Source organism: Janthinobacterium sp. TB1-E2 (assembly GCF_036885605.1).
Taxonomy (GTDB): Bacteria; Pseudomonadota; Gammaproteobacteria; order Burkholderiales; family Burkholderiaceae_D; genus Janthinobacterium; species Janthinobacterium aestuarii.
This window is the reverse complement of sequence record NZ_CP142523.1, coordinates 4,088,310-4,111,010: the sequence shown is the minus strand read 5'-3', so window position 1 is coordinate 4,111,010 and position 22,701 is coordinate 4,088,310. Positions and strand designations below refer to the sequence as shown.

General features: G+C 64.9%; 15 protein-coding genes. 9 read left to right on the top strand and 6 right to left on the bottom strand.

Translation table 11 applies throughout. The features are described 5' to 3' along the window. Nucleotides 1–38: 38 nt before the first annotated feature. Complete coding sequence (locus OPV09_RS18440; protein WP_219329934.1) at nt 39–971, bottom strand: 5'-nucleotidase; 933 nt, start codon at nt 969–971, stop codon at nt 39–41. Between the two features lie 340 nt (nt 972–1,311). Between OPV09_RS18440 and OPV09_RS18435 the strand changes: the two genes are divergently transcribed. The 4 genes from OPV09_RS18435 to OPV09_RS18420 all read left to right on the top strand — a co-directional run bounded on the left by OPV09_RS18435 (nt 1,312) and on the right by OPV09_RS18420 (nt 8,754). After that, complete coding sequence (locus OPV09_RS18435) at nt 1,312–3,087, top strand: methyl-accepting chemotaxis protein (RefSeq protein WP_338679044.1); 1,776 nt, start codon at nt 1,312–1,314, stop codon at nt 3,085–3,087. Between the two features lie 334 nt (nt 3,088–3,421). Beyond that, nucleotides 3,422–5,017, top strand: coding sequence for a methyl-accepting chemotaxis protein (locus tag OPV09_RS18430; protein WP_338679043.1), 1,596 nt, complete (start codon nt 3,422–3,424; stop codon nt 5,015–5,017). Next, the gene (locus tag OPV09_RS18425; protein WP_338679042.1) at nt 5,017–5,916 is read left to right on the top strand and encodes an EAL domain-containing protein; all 900 of its coding nucleotides are present in this window, start codon (nt 5,017–5,019) and stop codon (nt 5,914–5,916) included. Before OPV09_RS18430 ends, OPV09_RS18425 begins: the two co-directional genes overlap by 1 nt. 51 nt (nt 5,917–5,967) lie before the next feature. Next, complete coding sequence (locus OPV09_RS18420) at nt 5,968–8,754, top strand: ATP-binding protein (protein ID WP_338679041.1); 2,787 nt, start codon at nt 5,968–5,970, stop codon at nt 8,752–8,754. A gap of 3 nt (nt 8,755–8,757) precedes the next feature. Here OPV09_RS18420 and OPV09_RS18415 read toward each other — a convergent pair whose 3' ends face one another. Then, nucleotides 8,758–9,678, bottom strand: a complete 921-nt coding sequence (locus OPV09_RS18415; protein WP_338679040.1) for a lipase secretion chaperone — start codon at nt 9,676–9,678, stop codon at nt 8,758–8,760. A gap of 10 nt (nt 9,679–9,688) precedes the next feature. Then, nucleotides 9,689–10,603 carry a triacylglycerol lipase gene (locus OPV09_RS18410; RefSeq protein WP_331776326.1) on the bottom strand — a complete coding sequence of 305 codons (915 nt, stop codon included), beginning with the start codon at nt 10,601–10,603 and terminating at the stop codon, nt 9,689–9,691. 361 nt (nt 10,604–10,964) lie between these two features. Between OPV09_RS18410 and OPV09_RS18405 the strand changes: the two genes are divergently transcribed. Continuing rightward, the gene (locus OPV09_RS18405) at nt 10,965–11,621 is read left to right on the top strand and encodes a TetR/AcrR family transcriptional regulator (protein ID WP_034756249.1); all 657 of its coding nucleotides are present in this window, start codon (nt 10,965–10,967) and stop codon (nt 11,619–11,621) included. Between the two features lie 58 nt (nt 11,622–11,679). Here the strand turns inward: OPV09_RS18405 and OPV09_RS18400 are convergent, their stop codons facing one another. Continuing rightward, nucleotides 11,680–13,959: a PBP1A family penicillin-binding protein gene (locus OPV09_RS18400; protein WP_338679039.1), complete on the bottom strand. Its 2,280-nt coding sequence runs from the start codon at nt 13,957–13,959 to the stop codon at nt 11,680–11,682. Nucleotides 13,960–14,219: 260 nt separating this feature from the next. Between OPV09_RS18400 and OPV09_RS18395 the strand changes: the two genes are divergently transcribed. Together OPV09_RS18395 and OPV09_RS18390 are read left to right on the top strand one after the other, a co-directional pair. Further along, complete coding sequence (locus OPV09_RS18395; protein ID WP_058049920.1) at nt 14,220–16,487, top strand: OPT family oligopeptide transporter; 2,268 nt, start codon at nt 14,220–14,222, stop codon at nt 16,485–16,487. A gap of 168 nt (nt 16,488–16,655) precedes the next feature. Then, nucleotides 16,656–19,469: a heparinase II/III domain-containing protein gene (locus tag OPV09_RS18390; RefSeq protein WP_338679038.1), complete on the top strand. Its 2,814-nt coding sequence runs from the start codon at nt 16,656–16,658 to the stop codon at nt 19,467–19,469. A gap of 11 nt (nt 19,470–19,480) precedes the next feature. Here OPV09_RS18390 and OPV09_RS18385 read toward each other — a convergent pair whose 3' ends face one another. Together OPV09_RS18385 and OPV09_RS18380 are read right to left on the bottom strand one after the other, a co-directional pair. After that, nucleotides 19,481–20,407, bottom strand: a complete 927-nt coding sequence (locus OPV09_RS18385) for an AAC(3) family N-acetyltransferase (RefSeq protein ID WP_338679037.1) — start codon at nt 20,405–20,407, stop codon at nt 19,481–19,483. Beyond that, nucleotides 20,400–21,581: a hypothetical protein gene (locus OPV09_RS18380; protein ID WP_338679036.1), complete on the bottom strand. Its 1,182-nt coding sequence runs from the start codon at nt 21,579–21,581 to the stop codon at nt 20,400–20,402. Before OPV09_RS18380 ends, OPV09_RS18385 begins: the two co-directional genes overlap by 8 nt. A 146-nt stretch (nt 21,582–21,727) precedes the next feature. On the opposite strand from OPV09_RS18380, the gene OPV09_RS18375 reads away from it, so the two are divergent. Together OPV09_RS18375 and OPV09_RS18370 are read left to right on the top strand one after the other, a co-directional pair. Then, nucleotides 21,728–21,955, top strand: coding sequence for a hypothetical protein (locus OPV09_RS18375; RefSeq protein WP_338679035.1), 228 nt, complete (start codon nt 21,728–21,730; stop codon nt 21,953–21,955). A gap of 97 nt (nt 21,956–22,052) precedes the next feature. After that, nucleotides 22,053–22,571 carry a GNAT family protein gene (locus OPV09_RS18370; RefSeq protein WP_338679034.1) on the top strand — a complete coding sequence of 173 codons (519 nt, stop codon included), beginning with the start codon at nt 22,053–22,055 and terminating at the stop codon, nt 22,569–22,571. Nucleotides 22,572–22,701 lie beyond the last annotated feature (130 nt).

Genomic DNA, 22,701 nt, shown 5'->3' with positions numbered 1-22,701 from the left:
CATCGCAGGCCGTAAAGCACGACGCGCAGCAGGTTTTATCATGTGCGCATATTTGCAACGCCGAAGGGAACATGCACCATCGGTATCGTGCCGCCCGCCGATTTGAGGTGGCTCAACTGGTCGTCGAAGAAGATATGCGGCTTGAACACGGCCAGCACGCGCGACTTGTCCATGCCGCCCAGGAAAAACGTCTCGTCGGCCGCCACGCCCCAGCTTTTCAGGGTCGTCACGACTCTCTCGTGCGAAGGCGCGTTGCGCGCCGTGATGATGGCGATGCGCAGGATCTTTTTATAGCCGGGGTCGCGCCGCTGCGCCCTTTCTTCCAGGCGCTGCATCGTGGCCAGCTTCTGGAACAGGCCAGCCAGCGGTCCGGGGCGGTGCGGCGTGCCCACGTTCAGGGTTTCATGGGCGTGGAATTCTTCGACGTCGTTGTTGCGCTTGAAGACGGTTTCCGCTTCGTCGTCGGCGATCACGCCGTCGAAATCGAAGGCCACGCGCAATTCCTCGTCGTCCTCGTCGTCTTCCGTGCGCGATGGCAGCACCAGGCCGGCCGGGTAGTCGCAGGCCAGGGCGCTGCGCACGTCGCCTTCATTCGCGCTGAGGAACAGCGAGGCGTTGAAGGCGGGCAGGTAGGGGTAGGGCGACTTGCCCGTCATGAAGGCGGCGCGTGAAATGTCCAGGCCGTAGTGGGCGATCGAGTGCATGACGCGCAAGCCGGTTTCCGGCGAATTGCGCGAAAACAGCACCACTTCCACGGGCGACTGGCGCGGATAGTGCTTGTTGATGTTCAGGAAACGGCGGATGAAGGGGAAGGCCACGCCGCGCGGCAGGACCGTGTCGATATGCGTTTCCTGGTACTTGCGGTACTCCTCTGGGCCGTTGTCGAGGTAGACCTGGTGCGATTCGGCCAGGTCGAACAGGGCGCTGGAAGCGACCCCGATCACCAGTTTGTGTTCGATAGGATAAGCCATGGTCTGCCTGTTGTTTGCTTGTTGCTCATCTTATACGACTATCAACTGCGTAGCCAATAGTGAGGCACGGGGATTTTTTGCACCAAAGCGGGGCGCCCTGTCATTTTTTTTGACCGATGTGCAATACGCGCCACAGTAAAGAAATAAATCTTGTCTTGTATCAAGTATTTGACAGCCAGCACGCTTGTTTTCCACTATGCTTCCACTTATGAAATCTCGCCAATTGTAACGAAGCGTACGCCTTATCCCCGCCACCTTTATACAAGTGTCAGCTGTTTTACTCGAACATGCCAGCCCCGACTTCGCCAGCAGTCTTCGTGACTTTATAAAGGACCTCGCCATGTTTAAGAATTTACTGATCAAATGGAAGCTGGCGACGCTTGTCGCCGTGATGATGACGGCCTTGCTGGTGGTGGGCGTCAGCGGCTATTCGGGCATCGCCACCGTCGGGCGCGCCGTCAATGAAATCGGCGTGGTGCGCCTGCCGTCGATCCAGGGCCTGATGATGATGAGCGAAGGCCAGACGGCCGTCGCCGCCGCCACCCTGACGGCCGCCATGTATGAAAACAATTACCAGGCACAGGACAAGTTCGCGGAAGCGCTGCAATTGCGCACCAAGGCATGGACGAATATCGAGGCGGGCCGCAAGCTGTACGAGCCGCTGCCGCAAACCCCCGAGGAAGCCGTGCTGTGGCAGCGCTTCCAGGGCGAGTGGGCGGCCTGGAAGGGCGATGACGACAAGGTGCGCGCCATCCTGCGCCAGCTGGCCGACAACCGCGACGAGCCGCGGCAGAAAGAGTTGTTCGCGGCGTTCTACAAGCAGTACCAGGATTCGCGTGCGCTGTTCGGCAAGGCCGAAGGCACGCTCAACGAAATCATCAAGCTCAATAACGGCGTGGCCGATGCCAGCGTCAAGGATGGCAGCGCGGCCGTGATCCGCTCGGAAAGCCTGATGGTCATCCTCGGCTTGCTGGCCTCCGCGCTGGGCATCGGCTGCGCCGCCTACATCACGCGCGCCATCACCCAGCCGATCAATGCGGCCGTGAAAGTGGCGCAGACGGTGGCTTCGGGCGACCTGACGAGCCAGATCGAGGTGCACACGACGGAAGAAACGGGCCAGCTGCTGCGGGCGCTGAAAGACATGAATTCCAGCCTGGTCAGCATCGTCGGCCAGGTGCGCAGCGGCACGGAGACCATCGCCACGGCGTCGTCGGAAATTGCCAGCGGCAACCTGGACCTGTCCTCACGCACGGAAGAGCAAGCCAGTTCGCTGGAAGAGACGGCGTCGTCGATGGAAGAACTGACGTCGACCGTGCGGCAGAACGCCGACAACGCCCAGCAGGCGAACCAGCTGGCGCTGAACGCCTCGGGCGTGGCGGTCAAGGGCGGCGCCGTGGTGGGCAAGGTGGTCGAGACCATGGACGCCATCAATGATTCGTCGCGCAAGATCGTCGACATCATTTCCGTCATCGACGGCATCGCCTTCCAGACGAATATCCTGGCGCTCAACGCCGCCGTGGAAGCGGCGCGCGCGGGCGAGCAGGGACGCGGTTTCGCCGTCGTGGCGACGGAAGTGCGCAATTTGGCGCAACGTTCGGCGGCGGCAGCGAAGGAAATCAAGACCCTGATCGGCGACTCCGTCGTGGCCGTCGACACGGGCAGCAAGCTGGTGGCCGAGGCGGGCAGCACGATGGCTGAAATCGTCTCCAGCGTGCAGCGCGTGACGGACATCATGGCGGAAATCAGCCTGGCGACGCAGGAGCAAAGCTCGGGCATCGACCAGATCAACCAGGCCATCGGCCAGATGGACCAGGTGACGCAGCAAAACGCGGCCCTGGTGGAAGAGGCGGCCGCGGCGGCCGAATCGCTGCAGGAGCAATCGGGCCAGCTGGCCCAGGTGGTCAGCGTCTTCAAGCTCGATGGCGCGCAGGCGCCTGCCGCGCACGAAAACACAAACGCAAAGCCGGCCGCGCCGCGCACCGTGGCGGCCAGCGCCGCGCTGAAGCGTCCGGCACCGGGACAAGCTTCGCGCCCAGCCGCAGGCCGCCCGGCCCTGCACGCCGTGCCGTCCCAGCGCCAGGGCGCGCCGCGCGACGACGAGTGGGAAGTGTTTTGATCGATTGACGGCGCCCGCAGGCGCTACCGGACGGCCGCCTTGCGCGGCCGTTTTTACATGCGCGCACTGCGGTTACTACTTACTAAAAAAACAGCGTTATTAAAATAGCTGTTTTGCCATCTAAGCAAATCTTTGCAAAACTTAACGCGACATTGCTTGTGAGATAACTCACACTGCCAGCCGTACCGCCCTTGTTCCCGCCTCGGCCACATCCCGGCTGACCCTTCCGCCTGCTGCGTCCGGCCATACCTGGCAGGCGGCAGCCATTGCCGTCAGCCTTGCATGCGAGCCCGGCACGATGACCGATGTACCACACAGAAGGATGCGAATAAAGATGGCAAATATGAAAATCGGCACGCGCTTGCGCTGTGCCTTTGCATTGTTGACCTTGCTGCTGCTGGCGACCGCCGTGCTGGGCATGCTGCGCCTGTCCAGCCTGGAACTGCGCATGCGCGACGTGATCGATGACAAATATCCGAAAACCGTGCTGGCCAACGACATCATCAAGAATGTCAACATCATCGCGCGCTCCTCGCGCAACCTGCTTTTGATGACGGAACCGCAGCAGCTGGCGCAGGAACGCGCCACCATCGCGAGGGCGGGCGGCGACACGGAAAAAGGACTGGCGCAGCTGGAAAAGGCGGTGCAGTCGCCGCAGGGCCGCGAGCTGATGGCGGCCGTGACGCAGGCGCGTGCCGCGTTCAACGGCGGGCGCGACAAGGTACTGGCCCTGCTGGACGAGGGCGCGCGCGATGAAGCGACCGGTTTGCTGCTCGGTACGGTGCGCGGCGAGCAGTTGCGCTACATGGCGGCGCTGGAAAGCCTGATCGCGTACCAGCATGCGCTGATGGAGGAGGCGGGCGACCAGGTGCATCACGAATATACGACGGCGCGCAACATGATGCTGGCGCTGAGCGCGCTGGCCGTGCTCTTTTCGCTCGTCACCGCCTGGCTGGTCACGCGCAGCATCGTCGATCCGCTGCGCCATGCCTTGAACGTGGCGCAGACCGTGGCCGCCGGCGACCTGACGTCGGCCTTTGGCCGTCACGGCGGCGATGAAACGGGCAAGCTGCTCGACGCGCTGTGCATCATGAACGGCAACCTGCTCGACATCGTGCAGCGCGTGCGCAGCGGCACCGACACCATCGCCACGGCCTCGTCGCAGATCGCGGCCGGCAATATCGACCTGTCCTCGCGCACCGAGGAGCAGGCCAGCTCGCTCGAACAGACCGCGTCGGCCATGGAGGAACTGAGTTCCACGGTGCAGCAGAACGCGGACAATGCCCGCCATGCGAGCGTGCTGGCCGTCGAGGCGGCGAACATCGCCGGCGCCGGCGGGCAAGCCGTGGGCCAGGTGATCCATACGATGGACGCCATCAGCGCCTCGTCTGCGCAGATCGCCGACATCATCGGCGTGATCGACATGCTGGCCTTCCAGACGAATATCCTGGCCCTGAACGCAGCCGTGGAAGCGGCGCGTGCGGGCGAGCAGGGGCGCGGCTTTGCCGTCGTGGCAACGGAAGTGCGCAACCTGGCGCAGCGCAGCGCGGCGGCGGCGCGCGATATCCGCGCCCTGATCGCCACCTCGACGCAGCAGGTGGACGCGGGCGCGGCGCTGGTTGCGCAAGCCGGCGCCACGATGCAGGAAGTGGTGGCGGCCGTGGGGCGCGTGAGCCAGATGGTGGCCGACATCACGGCGGCCAGCGCCGAGCAAAGCACGGGCATCGGCCAGGTCAGCCAGGCGGTCGTGCAGATGGATGAAGTGACGCAGCAGAACGCGGCCCTGGTGGAAGAAGCGGCGGCCGCGTCGCAATCGCTGGAAGGCGAGGCGGCGAATCTGCTGCAGGTGGTCAGCGTGTTTCGCCTGCGCCAGGGGCCGGCGGTTCTGGCGGGCCGCCCTGCGCCTGCCGTGCCGCGCCTGCTGGCTTAGTGGCGCGCCTGGCAAGGTTCTGGCACGGCGCGCTGGCGCTGCTGTGCCGGGCGCCGGCGCGCAGCCGGGAGTTGCAGGGGCGCCTGGACAGGGCCATCGTCGGCGGCGAATTCTGCTTTCATTACCAGGGCAAGTTCGATACGGCGCGGCTGCGCCTGGTCGGCCTGGAAGCGCTGCTGCGCTGGAACCATCCGCGCCACGGCCTCGTCTACCCGAACGAATTCATCGGCCTGGCCGAGCGGACGAACGTCATCGCCGCGCTGGGCAACTGGGGCATCGACGCCGCTTGCCGCCAGCTGGCGCAGTGGCGCGCGCAGGGCCTGCCGGTGGTGCCGGTCGCGGTGAATGTCTCGGCGCGCCAGCTGTGCCAGCCGCAGTTACCCGATTTTGTGCTGGGCTGCCTGCGGCGTCACGCCATTCCGCCCGGCCTGCTGGAGCTGGAAGTGACGGAAAGCTGCTGCATCGACGACATGGCGCAGGCGACGCAGGGATTGCGCCGGCTGCGCGCGCTGGGCCTGTCCATTTCGCTCGACGATTACGGCACCGGCCATTCTGGCCTGAGCCATGTCAGGCTGCTGCCGATTCATACCATCAAGATTGACCGCTCCTTCATCCACGACCTGGGCAGCGGTGGCAGCGCAGATTGTGACACTGTCATCGTCGCCTCGACCCTGGCGCTGGCGCGGGGACTGGGCTTGCAGGCGCTGGCCGAGGGCGTGGAAAACGGTGAACAGCTGGCGCAGCTGCGGCGGCTGGGCTGCCCCCAGGTACAGGGCTTTTACCTGCACCGCCCGGAGCCCGCGGCCGACGTGGCCGCGCTGCTGGCCGCTGGCGCGCCGGCCGGCCCTGTAACAGTGCCGAAACATGGCGCCATGCGGCATGGCGCGGATGCTCAGTAGAATATGGCCACTGCAAGCCGCGTGCTTTAACACCTACTCCCCCACGCAAGAATGATAAACAGTCCTGCCCCGGCCTATGTCTTCGGCCCGTTTCGCCTTTTGCCGCTGGAGCGCGTGCTGTTCGAGGGCGAACGCGCGCTGCGCCTGGGCAGCCGGGCCATGGACTTGCTGCTGGCCCTGCTGGAGCGCGCCGGCGACATCGTCGACAAGCATGAACTGGTGGCCATCGTCTGGCCCAATGCCGTGGTCGACGACGCGACCTTGCGCGTGCATCTGGCGGCGCTGCGCAAGGCGCTCGGTGACGGCCGCGATGGCCAGCGCTACATCACCACCATTCCCGGGCGCGGCTACGGCTTCCTGGCGCCGCTGGCGCACACGGGCCGGCCGGCGCCCGGTGCGGCCGGCGCCGAGCCGCGGCACAACCTGCCCGTCATGCTCACGCGCATGCTGGGCCGCGCCGAGGTGCTGCAGACGATGGCCAACCAGCTGCTGCAATTGCGCCTGCTGTGCATTGCCGGCCCGGGCGGCATCGGCAAGACCACGCTGGCCGTCGTCCTGGCCACGCGCGTGCTGCGCCGCTATGCCGACGGCGTGTGTTTCGTCGACCTGTCGCCGCTGGACGAGGGGCGCCTGGTGCCGCTGGCGCTGGCCACGGCGCTGGGCGTGGCCGTGGCGGCCGACGACGCCATGCCGGTGCTGCTGGCCTACCTGCGCCCGCGCCACATGCTGATCGTGCTCGATAACTGCGAGCACGTGATCGGCGCGGCCGCCGCGCTGGCCGACGCCTTGCTCAAGGGTGCGCCGCTGCTGCACGTGCTGGCCACCAGCCGCGAGCCGCTGCGCCTCACCAGCGAGCAGTTGCAGCGCCTGCCCGCGCTGGAATTGCCGCCGGCCGATGCCGTGCCCGATGCGGCGGCAGTGCGCCATTTCGCCGCAGTGCAGCTGTTTTGCGAACGCTGCGCGGCCGTCGACGATGCTTTCGTGCTGGCCGACGCCGACGTGCCCGTGGTGGTGGACATCTGCCGGCGGCTCGATGGCATCCCGCTGGCGCTGGAGTTGGCGGCCGGTCGCATCGGCCATTTCGGCCTGCACGAATTGCGCCGCCAGCTTGATGACCGCTTTCGTTTGCTCACGCGGGGCGCGCGCAACATGCCCTTGCGCCACCAGGCCCTGCGCGCCACCCTGGACTGGAGCTATGGCCTGCTCGACGCGCAAGAGCGCCAGGTGCTGCAGGCGCTGAGCGTGTTCAGGAGCCGCTTCCGCCTCGAGTCGGCCAGCGCCGTGGCCGGATGCGACGTGTTCGACACCCTGGCCGACCTGGCGGCCAAGTCCCTCGTCAGCATCGAGTTTTGCGGCCAGCATGTGTATTACCGGCTGCTCGACACCACGCGTGCCTATGCCGGCGCGTTGCTGTCGGCGGGCGGGGATGCGGGCGCCGTGCTGCTGCGCCATGCGCGCCATTGCCTGGGCCTGGCCCAACGCATCGCGGCCGACTGGGGCAGCATGCCGCCGGCCAGCTGGAGCGCGCGCTACGGCCGCCATGTCGACGACCTGCGCGCCGCCATCGACTGGGCTTTCGGCGAGGAGGGCGACGTGGCGTTGGGCGTGTCCCTGACCCTGGCCGCGCAAACCCTGTTCTACCAGCTGTCGCTGATGGACGAATACCGCGTGCGCGTCGGGCGGGCGCTCGAGCGCATGGCCGCGCGTGGGCTGGACGACCCGGACAGCGAGATGCGGCTGCATGCCTCGCAGGCGCACCTGCTGCTGCATACGCAGGGCATCACCGGCACCATGCTGCGCTCGTTCCAGCACGGTTATGCGCTGGCCATGCGCACGGACGATGGCAGCCGCCGCTGTGAGGCGATTTGCGGCATGTGGATCTGCTGCCTGAAGCTGGCCGATTTCCAGCGCGCCGACAGTTACGCCACCGAGCTTGCCGTCCTGTGCGACGCGCGCGAGGCCCGCGATGACGCGCCGATGCGGCTGGTACTGGCGCGCATGCGCTCCGTGGGCGAGTATGTGCAGGGACGCTACGCGCAGTCGGCGGCGCTGGCGCGCATGGTGCTCGCGCATCCCGAGGGTGCCGCGCAGCTCGGCTTCAACAATGCCTTGCTGGCCGATCACCAGGTGTGCCTGCGCGGCACGCTGGCGCGCTGCCTGTGGATGCAGGGCCGCCCCGACGACGCACTGGCGCTGGCGCGCGAGGCGGTGACGGTGGGCTTCGAGCACAATGGCGTCACGCTGTGCGTGGCGCTGGCCATCAATGCCATTCCCGTCGCCCTGTGGTGCGGGCAGCGGGAACTGGCGCATGCGTGGATTTGCCTGCTGTGCGAGCACGCGGCCCGCTATGGCTTGCTGTACTGGAGCGCCTGGGGCGCCGCCTACCAGCGCCTGCTCGACGGGGGCGAGGCGCTGGCGCAGTTCCCCTGGCCGTCGGTGCGCAGCTGGCCGATACAGGTCGATCTGATGGCCACCCTGCACGACGCGGCCGCCGATAGCCAGGCGCTGCGGCGCGCGCGCATGGGCCTGGCGCCGTGGAGCGCGCCGGAAGTGCTGCGCCGCGACGCGCACCACCGCTGGCGGGCGCTGGCGCAAGATGATACGGCGGGCCTGGAAGCGGTGCGGGTGCAGCTGGAAGAAGCGCTGCGGCTGGCCAGGGGCCAGCAGGCGCCTGGCTGGGAGCTGCGCTGCGCCACCAGCCTGGCGGCCGTGCTGCAGGCGCAAGGCCGCCGCGCCGCCGCGCATGCCGTGCTGGCTCCCGTCCATGCGGGCTACCGGCAGGGGCGTGACACGACGGACGTGATGGCGGCCGCCGCTTTGCTGGCGCAGCTGGCTTGAACGCTATTCGTAGGCGCCCAGCCGGCGCTGTTCGTCCGGGGTAAAGCTGGCGTCGCGCAGCTGCTGCAGGGCAGCCGCATCCTGTGCGCCGCCGGGCAGGCTGGCCTTCTGGGCTTTGAGCGCTTGATAGGCGATGATGCGCTGCTGCCACTGCGATTCTTCGCGGTCCAGTTCCGCCAGGCGCGCGGCCGCCGCCGGCGTGAAGGTGCTGGCACGCAGGCGGTACACTTCATTGTCGCCGCCGCCCTGTGCCCGCAAGGTCCTGACGGAGGCGTCCAGCTGCGCCACCTGCAGAGGCGCATCGCGCGCTGCGCGCTGGGCGGGCGTCATTTTTTGATCGAGCGCCGCCAGTTGCGCCTGGCGCTGCGCTTCATCGAGCGACGTGTCGCCGAGGATGGCCATGCGCGCCACGGCATCGTCGTCGTACGCGTCGCTGGCGCCGAACAGGCCCGCGCTTTCCTCTGGCGTAAAGTAATTGCCGCGCAAGGCCCGCATGGCTTGCAGGCGCGCGCGCGCCGCCAGGGCCGCATCGGCTTGCGCCGGCAACGCCTGTTCCGCGCCGGCCAGCGCCTGCTTGTAGGCCAGGTATGCGCCCAGCAGGCGCTTGGCTTCGCGGGCGGGGACGGGCGCCAGGCGCCGGTCCAGTTCCGCCTCGATCTGGCTGCGGATGGCGGCCAGCGGCTTTTCACCGAGGCCCGCCAGGTAGTAGTCGAACAGGTGCGCCAGTTCCGCGTCGACCACCAGCTTGTCGCCGGTGGCCACCGTCACGTTGCCGTCGGGCCGCGTGCCTTCCATCGAGCGCACGAACGCGAACAGGTCCGGTTCCGCCTTTTCCGGCGGCGGGGCCGGCGCTTCCCCAGGGCGCAGCGCCAGGTACAGGGCCAGGGCCGCCAGACTGCCGCCGATGATCGATTTCGCGTGCATGCGCTTCTCCTTACAGTCCCAGGCCTTGCAGGCGGTTGGCCTGTTGGCGGAAGACGGTGACGGGGTTCGTTTCGAACAGGTTGACGATGCCGACGAACTGGTTGACTTCATCGAGGTGGTTCATGGCGTAGTCGTCGCGGATTACCTTGCCCAGGTGGCTGGAGCAGCTGCTCACCAGGCCATCGTTCTTGGCACCGCCGAAGGCCAGGCTGATGGCTGCCAGTACCGGGTCGCCCACGTCGAGCACGTTCGTGTACGGTTGCGCGCCGCTCCAGGAAAAATAGTGCACGCCTTGTACCTGGTACGCGCCTTCGCCGCAGGCGGAGGTGGGCACACCTTGCGGATGGCGGCTATTAAAAGCGAGCGAGCCGGCCGTGGACAGCGACGCCAGCGAGGCGCCCGCGTTTTGCGGCAATCCCTTGTTGCCCGACAAAATGCCGATCAGGGAGGCGAGCGCATTGCCCAACGCGTTGCTGGTGTTGGGAATGGCGCCGCTGAGGATGTCTGCCACCTTGGAGCCTTTGTTCACGCCGGCCACGCTGGTGACGGACGCCACCAGGTCGGGGCGCACGGAGGCGACATAGCGGGCCGTGGGGCCGCCGTGGCTATGGCCGATCAAATTGACCTTGGCCGCCCCCGTGGCGGCGAGGATTTGCCGCACCTGCGACAGCAGCTGCTCGCCGCGCACTTCCGTGCTGTTGGCGGCCGACACGGTGGTCACATACACTTGTGCGCCGCCGCTGCGCAAGGCGTCGGAGACGCCATAAAAATAGTCGACGGGACCGAGCTTGTCGAAGCCGAACAAGCCGTGCACGAGCACGATCGGGTACTTCGTTTGCGTGTAGCCGGCGGCGCTGGCGCTGCCGGGCAGGATGGCGAGAGTGAACAGCAGGGTGGATAGCAGTTGCCAAAAGCGAGTCTTCATTTTGTCTCCGTTATTTGAATAATATGGAAATGTCGATGCTGTAGCGATGAACCGTGCGCTCCTTACATTCTCGATGCATTAAAAATAGCGAGCGCTCGGTTTTTTAAATGTAGCACCGCTCGATGTAAATTGCATTTGAATTGCATGATGCAGCGCAATAACTGTGGGTATTTGGCGTGGCTTATGCGCCCATTGCATAGTTGAAAAGTAAAATAGTTGTTTTCCTGAGCTATAATCGGCCCCGCAGCAGCCGTCCCGCCGTCTTGCAGTGCCTTGCCCAGGCATTGCATGGATATCGCTCTTACACCGTTATTTGGGAATGCACTTGTCGACCCATTTTAATTTTGAACAGTTTCAGCAGATGACGCCTTTAAATGGCGAAAACATCTGGGAATATATTCTTGACCGCCACGCGGAACGTATCGGCGTCAAGCGCCGCAAGCCGGCGCTGGAAAATCTTGAGCGCATCTTCGTCGCCACCTTCCGCCTGGCCAATGACGTGGGCTTCCGCGCCATGAGCTTGCGCGACCTGTGCCGCGAGACGGGGCTGTCGATGGGCGGCCTGTATGGCTACATCACCAGCAAGGATCAACTGGCCGAAATGATCGAGGACGTGGTGCGCCACGCCACGCAAGCCTTGCCGCTGCTGTTCGTCGACGTGAAGTCGCCGCTGGACCGCCTCGAAGCGATGATACGCTCGTCGATCTACCTGTCCGAAGTGCTGCAGCCGTGGTTTTATTTTGTCTTCATGGATTCGCGCGTGCTGCAGGTCGAGCAGCGCAGCATGGCGAAGAATTCGGAACTGTATGTGCAGACCCTGATCGCCGCCACCATCGCCGAAATCGAACCGAAGCCGCAGGGCGATCCCACCTTGCTGGCCGCGCACTGCCTGGCCCTGTTCCAGGACTGGTACGTGAAACGCTGGAAGTACCGCGCAGCGAAGGTCAATGTCGACGATTTCGCCGATAGCGTCGTCAGTACGGCGCGCGGGTATTTGAGCATGGTCAAGGCGCCGTAAAAACGCCGCCGACGGCGACTTGTCGGGTTACGCCGTTCCGGCTAACCCGACCTACTGATCAGTTCGTGGTTTCCACGGGCAGCGTCTCCGGCACGGCTGCCGGATCCGTCGGCGTCTCCACGTCCATATCCAGCGTCTTGATCCCGTTCATGTCGATGAATTCGTCATATAGCCACTCGCCATCGACCTGGCTCAGGCCATCCGGCACGGCGCGCGTGACTTGCGGGCGCGTCGACAGGGCCGTGCGCATGTAGTCGATCCAGATCGGCATGGCCAGGGTGGCGCCGAATTCGCGTCCGCCCAGGGACTTGGGCTCGTCGTAGCCCATCCACGCCACGGCCACGATGCCGCCGCTGTAGCCGGCGAACCAGCCGTCGACGGCGTCGCTGGTGGTGCCCGTCTTGCCGGCGATGTCAGTCCGGACCAGTTTTTTCGTTGCCGCCGCGCCCGTGCCCGTGCGCGCCACTTCGCGCAGCATGCTGTCCATCACGAAGGCGTTGCGCGGGTCCAGCGCCAGGGTCTTGTCGTCGTTCGGCGCGGGCGGCTTGGTCTGCATCAGGATGGCGCCCTTGGCATCGACGATGCGGTCGATCAGGTAAGGTTCCACCTGGTGGCCGCCATTGGCGAACAGGGCGTAGGCGCCCGCCATCTGCACGGGCGTGACGGAACCCGTGCCCAGCGCCATGGTCAGATTGTTCGGCTGGCGGGCCGGGTCGAAGCCGAATTTTTCCATGAAGTCGTGCGTGTACGACACGCCCAGCGCGCGCAGGATGCGCACCGAGGCCACGTTCTTCGATTGCGCCAGCGCATAGCGCATGGTGATGGGGCCGTCGAACTTGAAGTCGTCGTTCTGCGGCGCCCACACCTTGCCGCCCGCCTGCATTTCCAAAGGCACGTCATTGATCAGGGTGGCCGGCGAAAAGCCTTTTTCCAGCGCCGCCGAATACACGAACGGTTTCATGGCCGAACCGGGCTGGCGCCACGCTTGCGTCACGTGATTGAACTTTTGCAGGTTGTAATCGAAGCCGCCCACCATGGCGTGGTAGGCGCCCGTGTCCGCGTCGAGCGACACAAACGCGGCGGCCACCAGCGGCACTTGCGTGATGGCCCAGTTGTCCTTGCCATCCCTGGTGATGCGGATCACGGCGCCCGGGCGCAGCTTGATGCCGGCGCTCGCTTTGGCGGACAGGGCGGGGGCGGCAAAGCGCAAGCCATCGCCTGTGATCGTCTTGGCGTCGCCGTCGCCCGTGTCGGCCACCACCTTGCCGCTGGCCACGTCCGTGACGACGGCGGCGATCAGGCCGTCGCTGTCCGGGCGTTTTTGCAGCGCTGCATCGATGGCATCGTCGCGCTGCTCCGGGTCGGCCGGCATATCGATGAAGGTTTCCGGGCCGCGGTAGCCGTGGCGCTGGTCGTAGGCGATGACGTTGCGGCGCGTCGAAGCATAGGCCGCGTCCTGATCCGCTTTCAGGATCGTCGTGTAGACGCTGATGCCCTTGGTGTAGCTGTCTTCCTTGAACTGCGCATAGACGGCCTGGCGCGCCAGTTCGGCCACGTATTCGGCGTGCGTATCGAAACCCTGCTTGCCGCGGCTATTGATATGCAGCGGCTGGGCCAGCGCTTGCTGGTACTGGCCTTCGCTGATGTAATCGAGTTCGCGCATGCGTTTCAAGACCAGCCGCTGGCGCGCGTGCGCCTTTTTCGGATTGCTGATCGGGTTGTGGCGCGAGGGGTTTTGCGGCAAGCCGGCCAGCATGGCCATTTCCGCGATCGACAGTTCGGACAAGGGCTTGCCGAAGTAGGTCTGCGCCGCGCTGCCGAAGCCGAACGAGCGCTGGCCCAGGTACATCTGGTTCATGTACAGCTCGAGAATCTGGTCTTTCGACAGGGCCGATTCGATTTTCAGGGCCAGCATGATTTCATTGAGCTTGCGCGAGGCGACTTTTTCGCGCGTCAGGAAGAAATTGCGCGCCACCTGCATGGTGATGGTGGAGCCGCCGCCGTGGCCGAAGCCGTGGCGCAGGTTCGACAGCACGGCGCCGCCGGCCCGCACGAAGTCGATGCCGTGGTGTTCATAGAAGCGGCCATCCTCGATGGCCAGCAGAGCCTTCTTCATCATTTCCGGCACTTGCGCAATCGGCACGAAGTCGCGGTGTTCTTCGCCGAATTCGCCGATCAGCACATTGTCGGCCGTGTACACGCGCAGCGGTATCTTCGGCTGGTAATCGGTAATGACGTCCAGTTCGGGCAGGCGGGGGCGCACGTACAGGAACAGGTAGGCGGCCAGCAGCAAGGCGGCGGCCAGCGCGGCGCAGCTGGCGATGATGATAGCGCGCATGGTGGCGCGGCGGGAAGGCCAGGGGAATCCGGTTCGTTTGGCAATCAAGGCAGTCTCACGTGGGCGTGCAAGGCACGGTGGCAGCGATTATAGACCAATGCGCCAGCCGTTCCGGCGCGGGCGGGGTGCCAGGGCTGGCCGCCGGGACCGGGAGCAAAAAACCTTTTCATCGAAACGCGGCTGTGCGATAGTCTCGGCTTCAAGAAAATAGCCCGGGCGTCAATCCGGGCTGTTTATTTTTAAAAATTAAGGAAATATCCATGGCAAAAGATGCAACACCGAGCGTCGTGAAGCCGTACATTCCGGCCGATGCGAAGCTGCCCGAGATGACCTTCCGCGCGCTATTCATGGGCGTCATCCTGGGGATGGTCTTTGGCGCCTCCTCGCTGTACCTGGTGCTGAAAGTGGGCCTGACCGTCAGCGCGTCGATTCCCGTCGCCGTGATCGCCATCACCCTGTTCGGCCTGGCCAAGAAGGTGGGCGGCAAGGATTCGTCGATCCTGGAAAACAGCATCACGCAAACGGCCGGTTCGGCCGGCGAATCGCTGGCCTTCGGCCTGGGCGTGACCATGCCGGCCATTTTGATCCTCGGCTTCGACCTGGAAATCTCGCGGGTCATGCTGGTCGGTATCCTCGGCGGCTTGCTGGGCATCCTGATGATGATTCCGATGCGCCGCACGATGATCGTCGACCAGCACAAGGAACTCAAATTCCCCGAAGGTACGGCGTGCGCCGAAGTGCTCAAGGCGGCCGCCACGGAAGAATCGCGCATCGCCGCCGGCGAAAGCATCGAGAAGGATTCGGCCGCCGCGCTGGACGCGAAGCGCCGCGCCAAGATCATCTTCGGCGGTTTTGCCGTCGGCTTGCTGTACAAGGTGTTCAATATTTCGTTCAAGGGCTGGAAGGATACGCCGGGCGTGGAATTTGCCGCGCCGCTCAAGGGCGGCTCCATCGGCGCCGAGATTTCCCCTGAATTGCTGGGCGTGGGCTACATCATCGGCCCGCGCATCGCCGCCACGATGGCGGCCGGCGGCGTGCTGTCCTACCTGCTTTTGATCCCGATGATCAAGTTCTTCGGCGACAGCCTGACCACCGTGCTCTCGCCTGGCACCAAGTTGATCAGCGAAATGGGCGCGGACGACGTGCGCAGCGCCTATGTGCTGTACATCGGTGCGGGCGCCGTGGCCGCCGGCGGCCTGATTTCGCTGGTGCGCGCCATGCCCATGATCTGGCGCAGCCTGTCGGCCGGCCTGAAAGGCATCGGCAAGGGCGTCAAGAGCAATTCCACCTTGCGCACGGACCAGGATATCCCCCTGAAATGGGTCGTCATCGGCTGCCTGTCCATCATCGCCGTGATCACCTTCGCCACGCCGCTGCACATGAATTTCCTCGGCGCGCTGCTGATCCTCGTCTTCGGCTTCCTGTTCGCCACCGTCTCGTCGCGCCTGACGGGCGAAATCGGCTCGTCGTCGAACCCGATCTCCGGCATGGCCGTGGCCACCTTGCTGTTTACCTGCCTGATCTTCCTGATCATGGGCTGGACGGGCGGGCGTTACTATGTGACGGCCCTGTCGGTGGGCGCCATCGTCTGCATCGCCGCCAGCAATGCGGGCACCACGTCGCAAGACTTGAAAACCGGCTACCTGGTGGGCGCCACGCCGCGCCTGCAGCAGTACGCGATCCTGGCGGGCGCGCTGTCGTCCGCGCTGATCCTCGGTCCGATTCTGCTGAAACTGAACGAAGCGAGCACCGTCTACGTGCCGGCCGCGCAAGTGGCGCCCGGCCTGACGGTCGACGCGTCTAAGCTGACGGTGACGGGCGAGCTGCACGGCCCGCAAGCCGATACCGACCACAATACGTATAAAGTCTGGCAAAAGACGGACACCGTGGGTGGCCCGGCCGGCAAGTATTTCGTCAAGGAAGATGGCCAGCTGGCTTACCTGGTCGATCCGGGCATTAACGGCCATTACAGCAAGCGTCCGGACGGTTCGGAAGTGAAGAAATACGATGCGCCGAAGGCCGTGCTGATGTCCTACATCATCAAGGGCATCCTCGACCAGCAACTGCCCTGGACCCTGGTGCTGTTCGGCGTGATGATCGCCGTGGTGCTGGAAATGGCCGGTATCCCGTCGCTGGCGTTTTCCGTCGGCGTGTATCTGCCGCTGTCATCGACCTTGCCGATCTTCGTCGGCGGCCTGGTGCGCTGGCTGGCGGACCGCCGCAACAACAAGCTGGAACACAATGCGAAACTGAACGAGGAAGAGCGCCAGTTGGCGGGCGACCGCAGCTCGGGCGTTCTGCTGGCCTCCGGCTACATCGCCGGCGGCGCGCTGGCCGGCATCATCATCGCCATCACGGCCGGCGTGCTCACGCACTTCGACCAGATGATGGCCGACTGGGCCGAGCACGGCAACCCGTTCTACGCGGGCCTGCACTCGGACGCGCTGTCGCTGCTGCCGTATGCCGTCATCATCGTGCTGCTGTATATCGTGGCGCGCGAGAAAAAGGCGGACCGCCCGCAGGCTTGATGTTGTAGCCAACCCAATGAGAACCGCCCGGTGTCATGACGATCCGGGCGGTTTTTTTTTGCCCGTCGCCGGCCGGCTTAGGTATTTTTGTTATAAAAATGGAATCAAATATCGCCAGGTGGTGTATTGTTGTTGCTGTTTAAAATACAACAATCTGGAGTTCTCCTCATGTCCCCACTGCGACGCGGTTTTATCTCTTTTGCCTTGCTGGCAGCCAGTCCGGCCCTGCATGCCACGCCTTTTCCCGTCGAGGCCATGTTTGAGGCGGAAAGTACGGCGCCTGGCGCGCCATGGGTGCTGGAAAGCCAGGGCGGCAACGTGGTTTCCGGCGGCGGCTATCTGAGTACGCCGGCTGACCTGGCGCGTGCCGAGTCTCCAGGCGCGGCGACGCAATTGTCGTACAGCGTGGCCGTGCCCCGCGATGGCAACTATACGATCTGGCTGCGCGTGCTGGCGCCGGCGGCGAACGCCGCGTCCTTGTACCTGGCGGTCGACAATGGCGCCTATGCCAGTGCATCCGTGCCGTTCACCACCGGCCAGCCACCGAAGTGGACCTGGCTGCCCGTCACCCGCTGGCTCGCGGCGGGCGAGCGCGAACTGAAACTCCAGTACCGCGAGGGCGGCCTGGGGATCGATTGCTTGCTGGTCACGGCGCTGGCCGATTTTGTCCCGCAAGGCTATGGCGTGTATCCGCTGCCCACCGTGCTGCCGCCCGCCGGCGAGCATCCGCGCGTGTTTGCCCGGGTGGGGGACCTGGCCGCGATACGTAGCCGTTTCGAGTCCGGCGCGCAGGAAATGGTGCAGCATCGCGCTGTCCTGAACGGGTTTGTCGCGGCACCGGCGGTGGTGGCGTTGCCCGTGTTCGTGCCTGGCGGCCCGGCCAGGAGCAATCACCAGGTCGATGCCGTGAGCGCGATCAAGGCGAAGGCGCTGTACTCTCTGCTGTACGAACGCGGCGGTTCGGCGGCGCAGGCGCAGCGGGGCCGGGAAGCCGTGCAGATGCTGCTCGACTACCTGGCGGCCGTGCAGTTTGCGCCTGGTTACAATCACCCGAACGAGAAAGGCGATATCATCCTGGCCAGCGCCATGGTGTATGACTGGTGCTTCCATCTGATGAGCGCGCAGCAGCGCGCGTATGTCGTCGCGCGTTTTACGCAGCTGGCGGCCACGATGGAAATCGGCTTTCCGCCATCGCGGCAAGGCCCCGTCGTCGGCCATGGCAGCGACAACCAGCTGCTGCGCGACCAGCTGTCGGCCGCCATCGCCTTTTATGACGAGGCGCCGCTGGTCTACAACATCGTTGCCGGGCGCTTCTTTGCCGACTATATCGCGCCGCGTAACTATGCCTACGCGGCGCAAGCGTATCACCAGGGTGCGTCGTATGGCACGGTGCGTTTCCTGGCGGATATGTACGCCGCATGGATATTCCGGCGCATGGGCGCCGCGCCCGTGTTCGATCCCGTACAGCAGATGACGCCATATCACTGGCTGTACACGCGCCGCCCCGACGGACAATGGATGCGTGATGGCGACGTCTATCACTCCTCCTACACCAACAGCAGGGAGTATTGGAGCGAACCGCTGGCCTTCATGCTGCCCGCCACCTACTACAACAATCCCACCTTGAAGCATGAGTATTTGAAGCAGTCGCTGCAGCCGTCGACCAGCTTTATCCACCCGAAGGACAGCATCTGGCCTATCCTGCTGGGCAATACGGCCATGGGCAGCACGCCGAGCCCGGTGGCATTGCCCTTGACCAAATATTTTCCGGATCCCGCCGGCCTGATGATCGCCCGCACGGGGTGGACCGATGGCATACATGTGGAGTCAGGCAATGTCGTGGCGACGATGAAGCTCGGCGGCGACTGGTTCGGCAACCACGAGCATTATGACGCCGGGCATTTTCAGATTTACTACAAGGGCGGCCTGGCCATCGATTCCGGTATTTATAGCGGCAGGGATGTGGCCGATCCCAGCATCCCCCTGGAATACGGCAGTGCGCACGACATGAATTATCACAAGCGCAGCATCGCGCACAACACCATGCTGGTGCATGACCCGGACGAGAATTTCGACGGCTATGCCAATGATGGCGGGCAGCGCTTTCCGGGCGACGAGCCGTCATCCGTGGCGGAACTGGCCAATGGCTACAAGGTGGCCACTGTCCTGCGCCAGCAGCAGGTCGGCGGCGCGGCCGGGGCGCCCGACTTCAGCTACATCAAGGGCGACCTGACTGCCGCGTACAGCAGCAAGGTGCGCCAGTTCCAGCGCTCATTCGTGTTCTTGAATCTCAAGAATACGGATCACCCGGCGGCCCTGATCGTGTTCGACAAAGTCAGCGCCAGCGACGCGGGGTTCAAGAAGACCTGGCTGCTGCACAGCCAGTTTGAGCCGCAAATCAGCGGCGACACGGTGCTTATCCAGCGCACGGACTGGGATTACAACAGCACCTTGCAGTACAACGGCAAGCTGATCAACCGCACCTTGCTGCCGGCGAATGCGTTGCTGGCCAAGGTCGGCGGCAGCGGCAATGAATTCAGCGTCGGCGGCACGAACTATCCTATCCAGCCTGAAGCCGATTATTCGACCGAGGAAGCAGGCGCGTGGCGGCTGGAAGTGTCGCCGCCGGGCGGGAACGAAACGGATGTGTTCCTGAACGTGATGCAGGTGATGGATGCCAGCAGCACGCTGCCTGCGCTGCCGACGACGGCCATCGATTCGGCCCTGCTGGCTGGCGTGAAAATCCAGGACCGCGTGGTGCTGTTTTCCAAAAGCGGCTTGCCGCTGGGCGGGACCGTCACCGTCGAGTTGCCGGCGCACAGCGCATCCATGCAGGTGCTGGTGGCGGATTTGCAGGCGGGAAGCTGGACGGTGAGCAAGCGTGGCACGGATGGCCCCATCGAAGATGAGGTGAGTGACGGCGGCGGCACCCTGTATTTTGTTGCGAATGGGGGCGGTGTGTACGACCTGCAGCGCAAGTAGTCGCTGGCGTGTCACTGCCTCACCGGCCGTGCCGCCAGCTGTGCCGCTGTGGCGTAGATCGTCACGTCGTCGAACGCGAGCCGGCCCAGGTGCGCATAAAACGCCAGCGCCGGTATCAGCCACGACGCCGCGTCGCCCACTATCCCGTTGACGCGCAGGCCGGCCGCGTCGAATTCCCGGTGAAAGTAGTCGCGCAGGTCGGCGCGGCCGGGATGGTCGATGCGGCGCTGGGCGACTGCCGAATCGAACGGGCGCACGGGCACGTCCCAGCGTCGGCCGTCATGGTCCAGGCAGGCCAGCAGCTGTGTATCGTCTTCCCATACGCGCACGGGAAAGGTGTCGCCCATGGCGTCTTCCAGCGCGTGATAGAACGTCACCGGTCCCATGGAAATGCCGAGGCCCAGCACCTTCGCCTGATCGCAGCCGATGAAGCGCTGCCAGGGCGAGTCCATGCCGAAGATCGAGGGCGCGTGGTGGTGTGCCTCGGTAAGGTGAACGGCATGGCGGCCCCACGCGGACACGGAGTGAGTAGGGTGGATGCTGCGCCGGACACCGGCGCTGGCCAGGAAGGCTTCGGGCAGGCGGCCCATGTGCGTGCCATGGCGGCGCGGGTCGAACACATAGTCGGACATGGCGCAGGTGGCGCGCACCGTGCCGCCGGGCAGATAATAGGTGGGCAGCAGCAGGGTGCCTTGCGGGCCGACGGCGTCCTGCAGGGCATGTACGACGGCCGGTGCGCCGCCTTCCACGTAGCCGAGGCTTTTCAGCGAAGAATGGATGAACAGCGTATCTCCGTGCGCGATGCCCAGCCGCGCCAGATCGGCGGCCAATCCGGCACGCGTCACGTGGGGCGCACTGTGGCGCACGCGCCGGGCGCTGGCGGCGCGGCGCCATGCTTCCAGTGCGGCCCTGGCGGCGCGCTTGGCCTCGTCAAGCATCTCCGATTTCCATTTCCAGCAGGTTGGCATCGATGCAGAACTTGGCCGCCCAGTTCAGGTAAGCCCATGTCCCGTAGTCGCCATCGACGGGAAACGAGCCCTTGACGCCGCCGCGCGCATGCGCGGGACCGTCGATGCTGATGGAGCGCCGCACGAAACGGTTCAGGCGGCGCCCTGCGTCGAGGTAGCGCCGCTCGCCCGTGAGCTGGTACAGCAGGAACAGACAATGGGCGTTTTGCGCGGAACCTGTGAGGCAGGCGTAGCCGGCCCCCGGCTGGAAGTCCGGGCCGAGGCGACCCGCCAGATAGCCGTCGTCCCTCACGGCCTTGGCGACGCTCGTGCCGGTGCGCGCGGCGGCGTCCAGCAGGCCGGCGCGCGCCGAAAAGCGGTGCGCTTCGAGCAGGCCGCGCAAGGCGTAGCCGATGGTATGGGTCAGCGGCAGCAGCGGGTTGTCCAGGCAGTTCGAGGCGAACCAGCCGTTGGGGCGCTGCTTGGTCAACGCCCAGTCGACCTGGCGCAGGCCGGCCGCGCCATAACCGTGGCCCGGTGCGACGCGGTCCGCTTCAAACAGGCCCCACGCCACGTGCGTTTCGTAGGCCTTGTCGCCGGCGCTGGCGAAGGGCGTCGGATGGCGGCGCCAGCAGCCGTCGGCATCCTGGCTGTCGCGCAGCCACGTTGCCGCGCGGTGCATGGCGTCCTGGTAGGCTTCGCCGTACGCTGCCACGCCGGCGGCCAGGCCCAGCAAAATCTGCCCCGTGTTGAAGGTGACGGGCACGCGCGGCGTGGAGTCGATCTTGCCGCCCTGGAAACCGCCTTCGGGGAACTGGATGGCCACGCACCAATCGAGCATGCGGCGCGCCCGCCCGTGAAGGGCATCGTCGCCCGTGCGCTGCGCCAGGGCGATGACCGTGGGGATGATGTAGCCGGTGGTCTCCGGGTAGGAACTCGACCAGCCTGTCAGCAGGCTGTAGTCGCGCGCGACGCCGCCGTCCTTTGAGCTGGAATGGTCTTGCGCCGCGCACAGCCAGGCCGTGCAAGCCTTGACGATGGCTTGCGGCCCGGGGTCAAGGGCGGGCAGGCCGCGCCGGTCCGACAGCCGCTCCATGCGCGCCGCGGCCGGCAGGCTTGCCTGCGGCGCCAGTGTGTTCCGTATTTTCGTGAGCAAGGTGCGCATGGCAGTGACGGCGTAGTGGTGGGCTCCGGCTACTGTAGCGCCGGCAGCCGGCACGGCTATTGACTTGCCGCAAGGATCAGCCGCCGCATCGCCGCCGCCGGAATTGACGCATAATGGACGCCTCACCACCGTTGACGAGGCCCGCCATGAACAATGTCACGCTTGAGTACTCGATCGTCACCAATCCCGATTCCTTTGTCGGCTTCAAGTATTACGTCAAGGCGGGGCAAGCATTCGATGCCGATGATTTCGCCTATTCCTACAAGCTGAAACGCTCGGACCTGGACCCCGACAGCGTGCTGGCCACGCGCGAGGCGGCGGAAAATCTTCGGCCGGGCGAGTGGCTGACGGTGTCGCATTCGATTGCGGCGTAGCGATACGCTGTGTGTTTTTACTTTAACTTTACCGGCCTGCCAGGGACCTATGCATCTGACTCTTTCAGCATTTCCTGATATTTTCATTGTTCCAACCTTGCCTGAACACGCCGAAGCGCTGGCCGCCTTGGTGGCGCAAAACCGTGAGCCCCTGCAAGCTTATCTGCCCGCCGTGGTGCAGCTGGACTCGTTCGGCGAGGCGCAGGCCTATCTGCAGGCCGCTGCCGCGCGCGTGGCCAGCGGCGAAGTCCTGGAATGGCATGTTTTCTCCGGCACGGCCTTGTGCGGCAGCATCCGCCTGAAAGACATCGACACAGTGGACCGGAAAGCGAAAATTGGCTACTACCTCGGACACCAGTTCCAGGGCCGGGGCATCGCCAGCGCCGCGGTGCGCGCCGTCCTCGCGCATGCGTTTGGCGCGCTGCAGTTGCACCGCATCGAATTGGAGTGCGCGGCCGGCAATCACGCCAGCATCGCGCTGGCCGAGCGGCTGGGATTTGCGCATGAAGGCGTGCTGCGGCAGGGAGAACTGTTAAATGGCGTATTTGTCGACCTGCATGTCTTTGGTTTGCTGCAGCCGGACTTTGTGTCGGAAGGCGCAGCGTTGCCTATTTAATGGCGCTTCCAAATTGTAAAATTGCGAGAGCGTTAATCATTTCCCACGTAAAATAGAGTGGATATAAGGTTAGCGTCTGTAATAAAATGGATGATCGATAAGAGAGCATGTGAAGAAAAATTGTTGAATG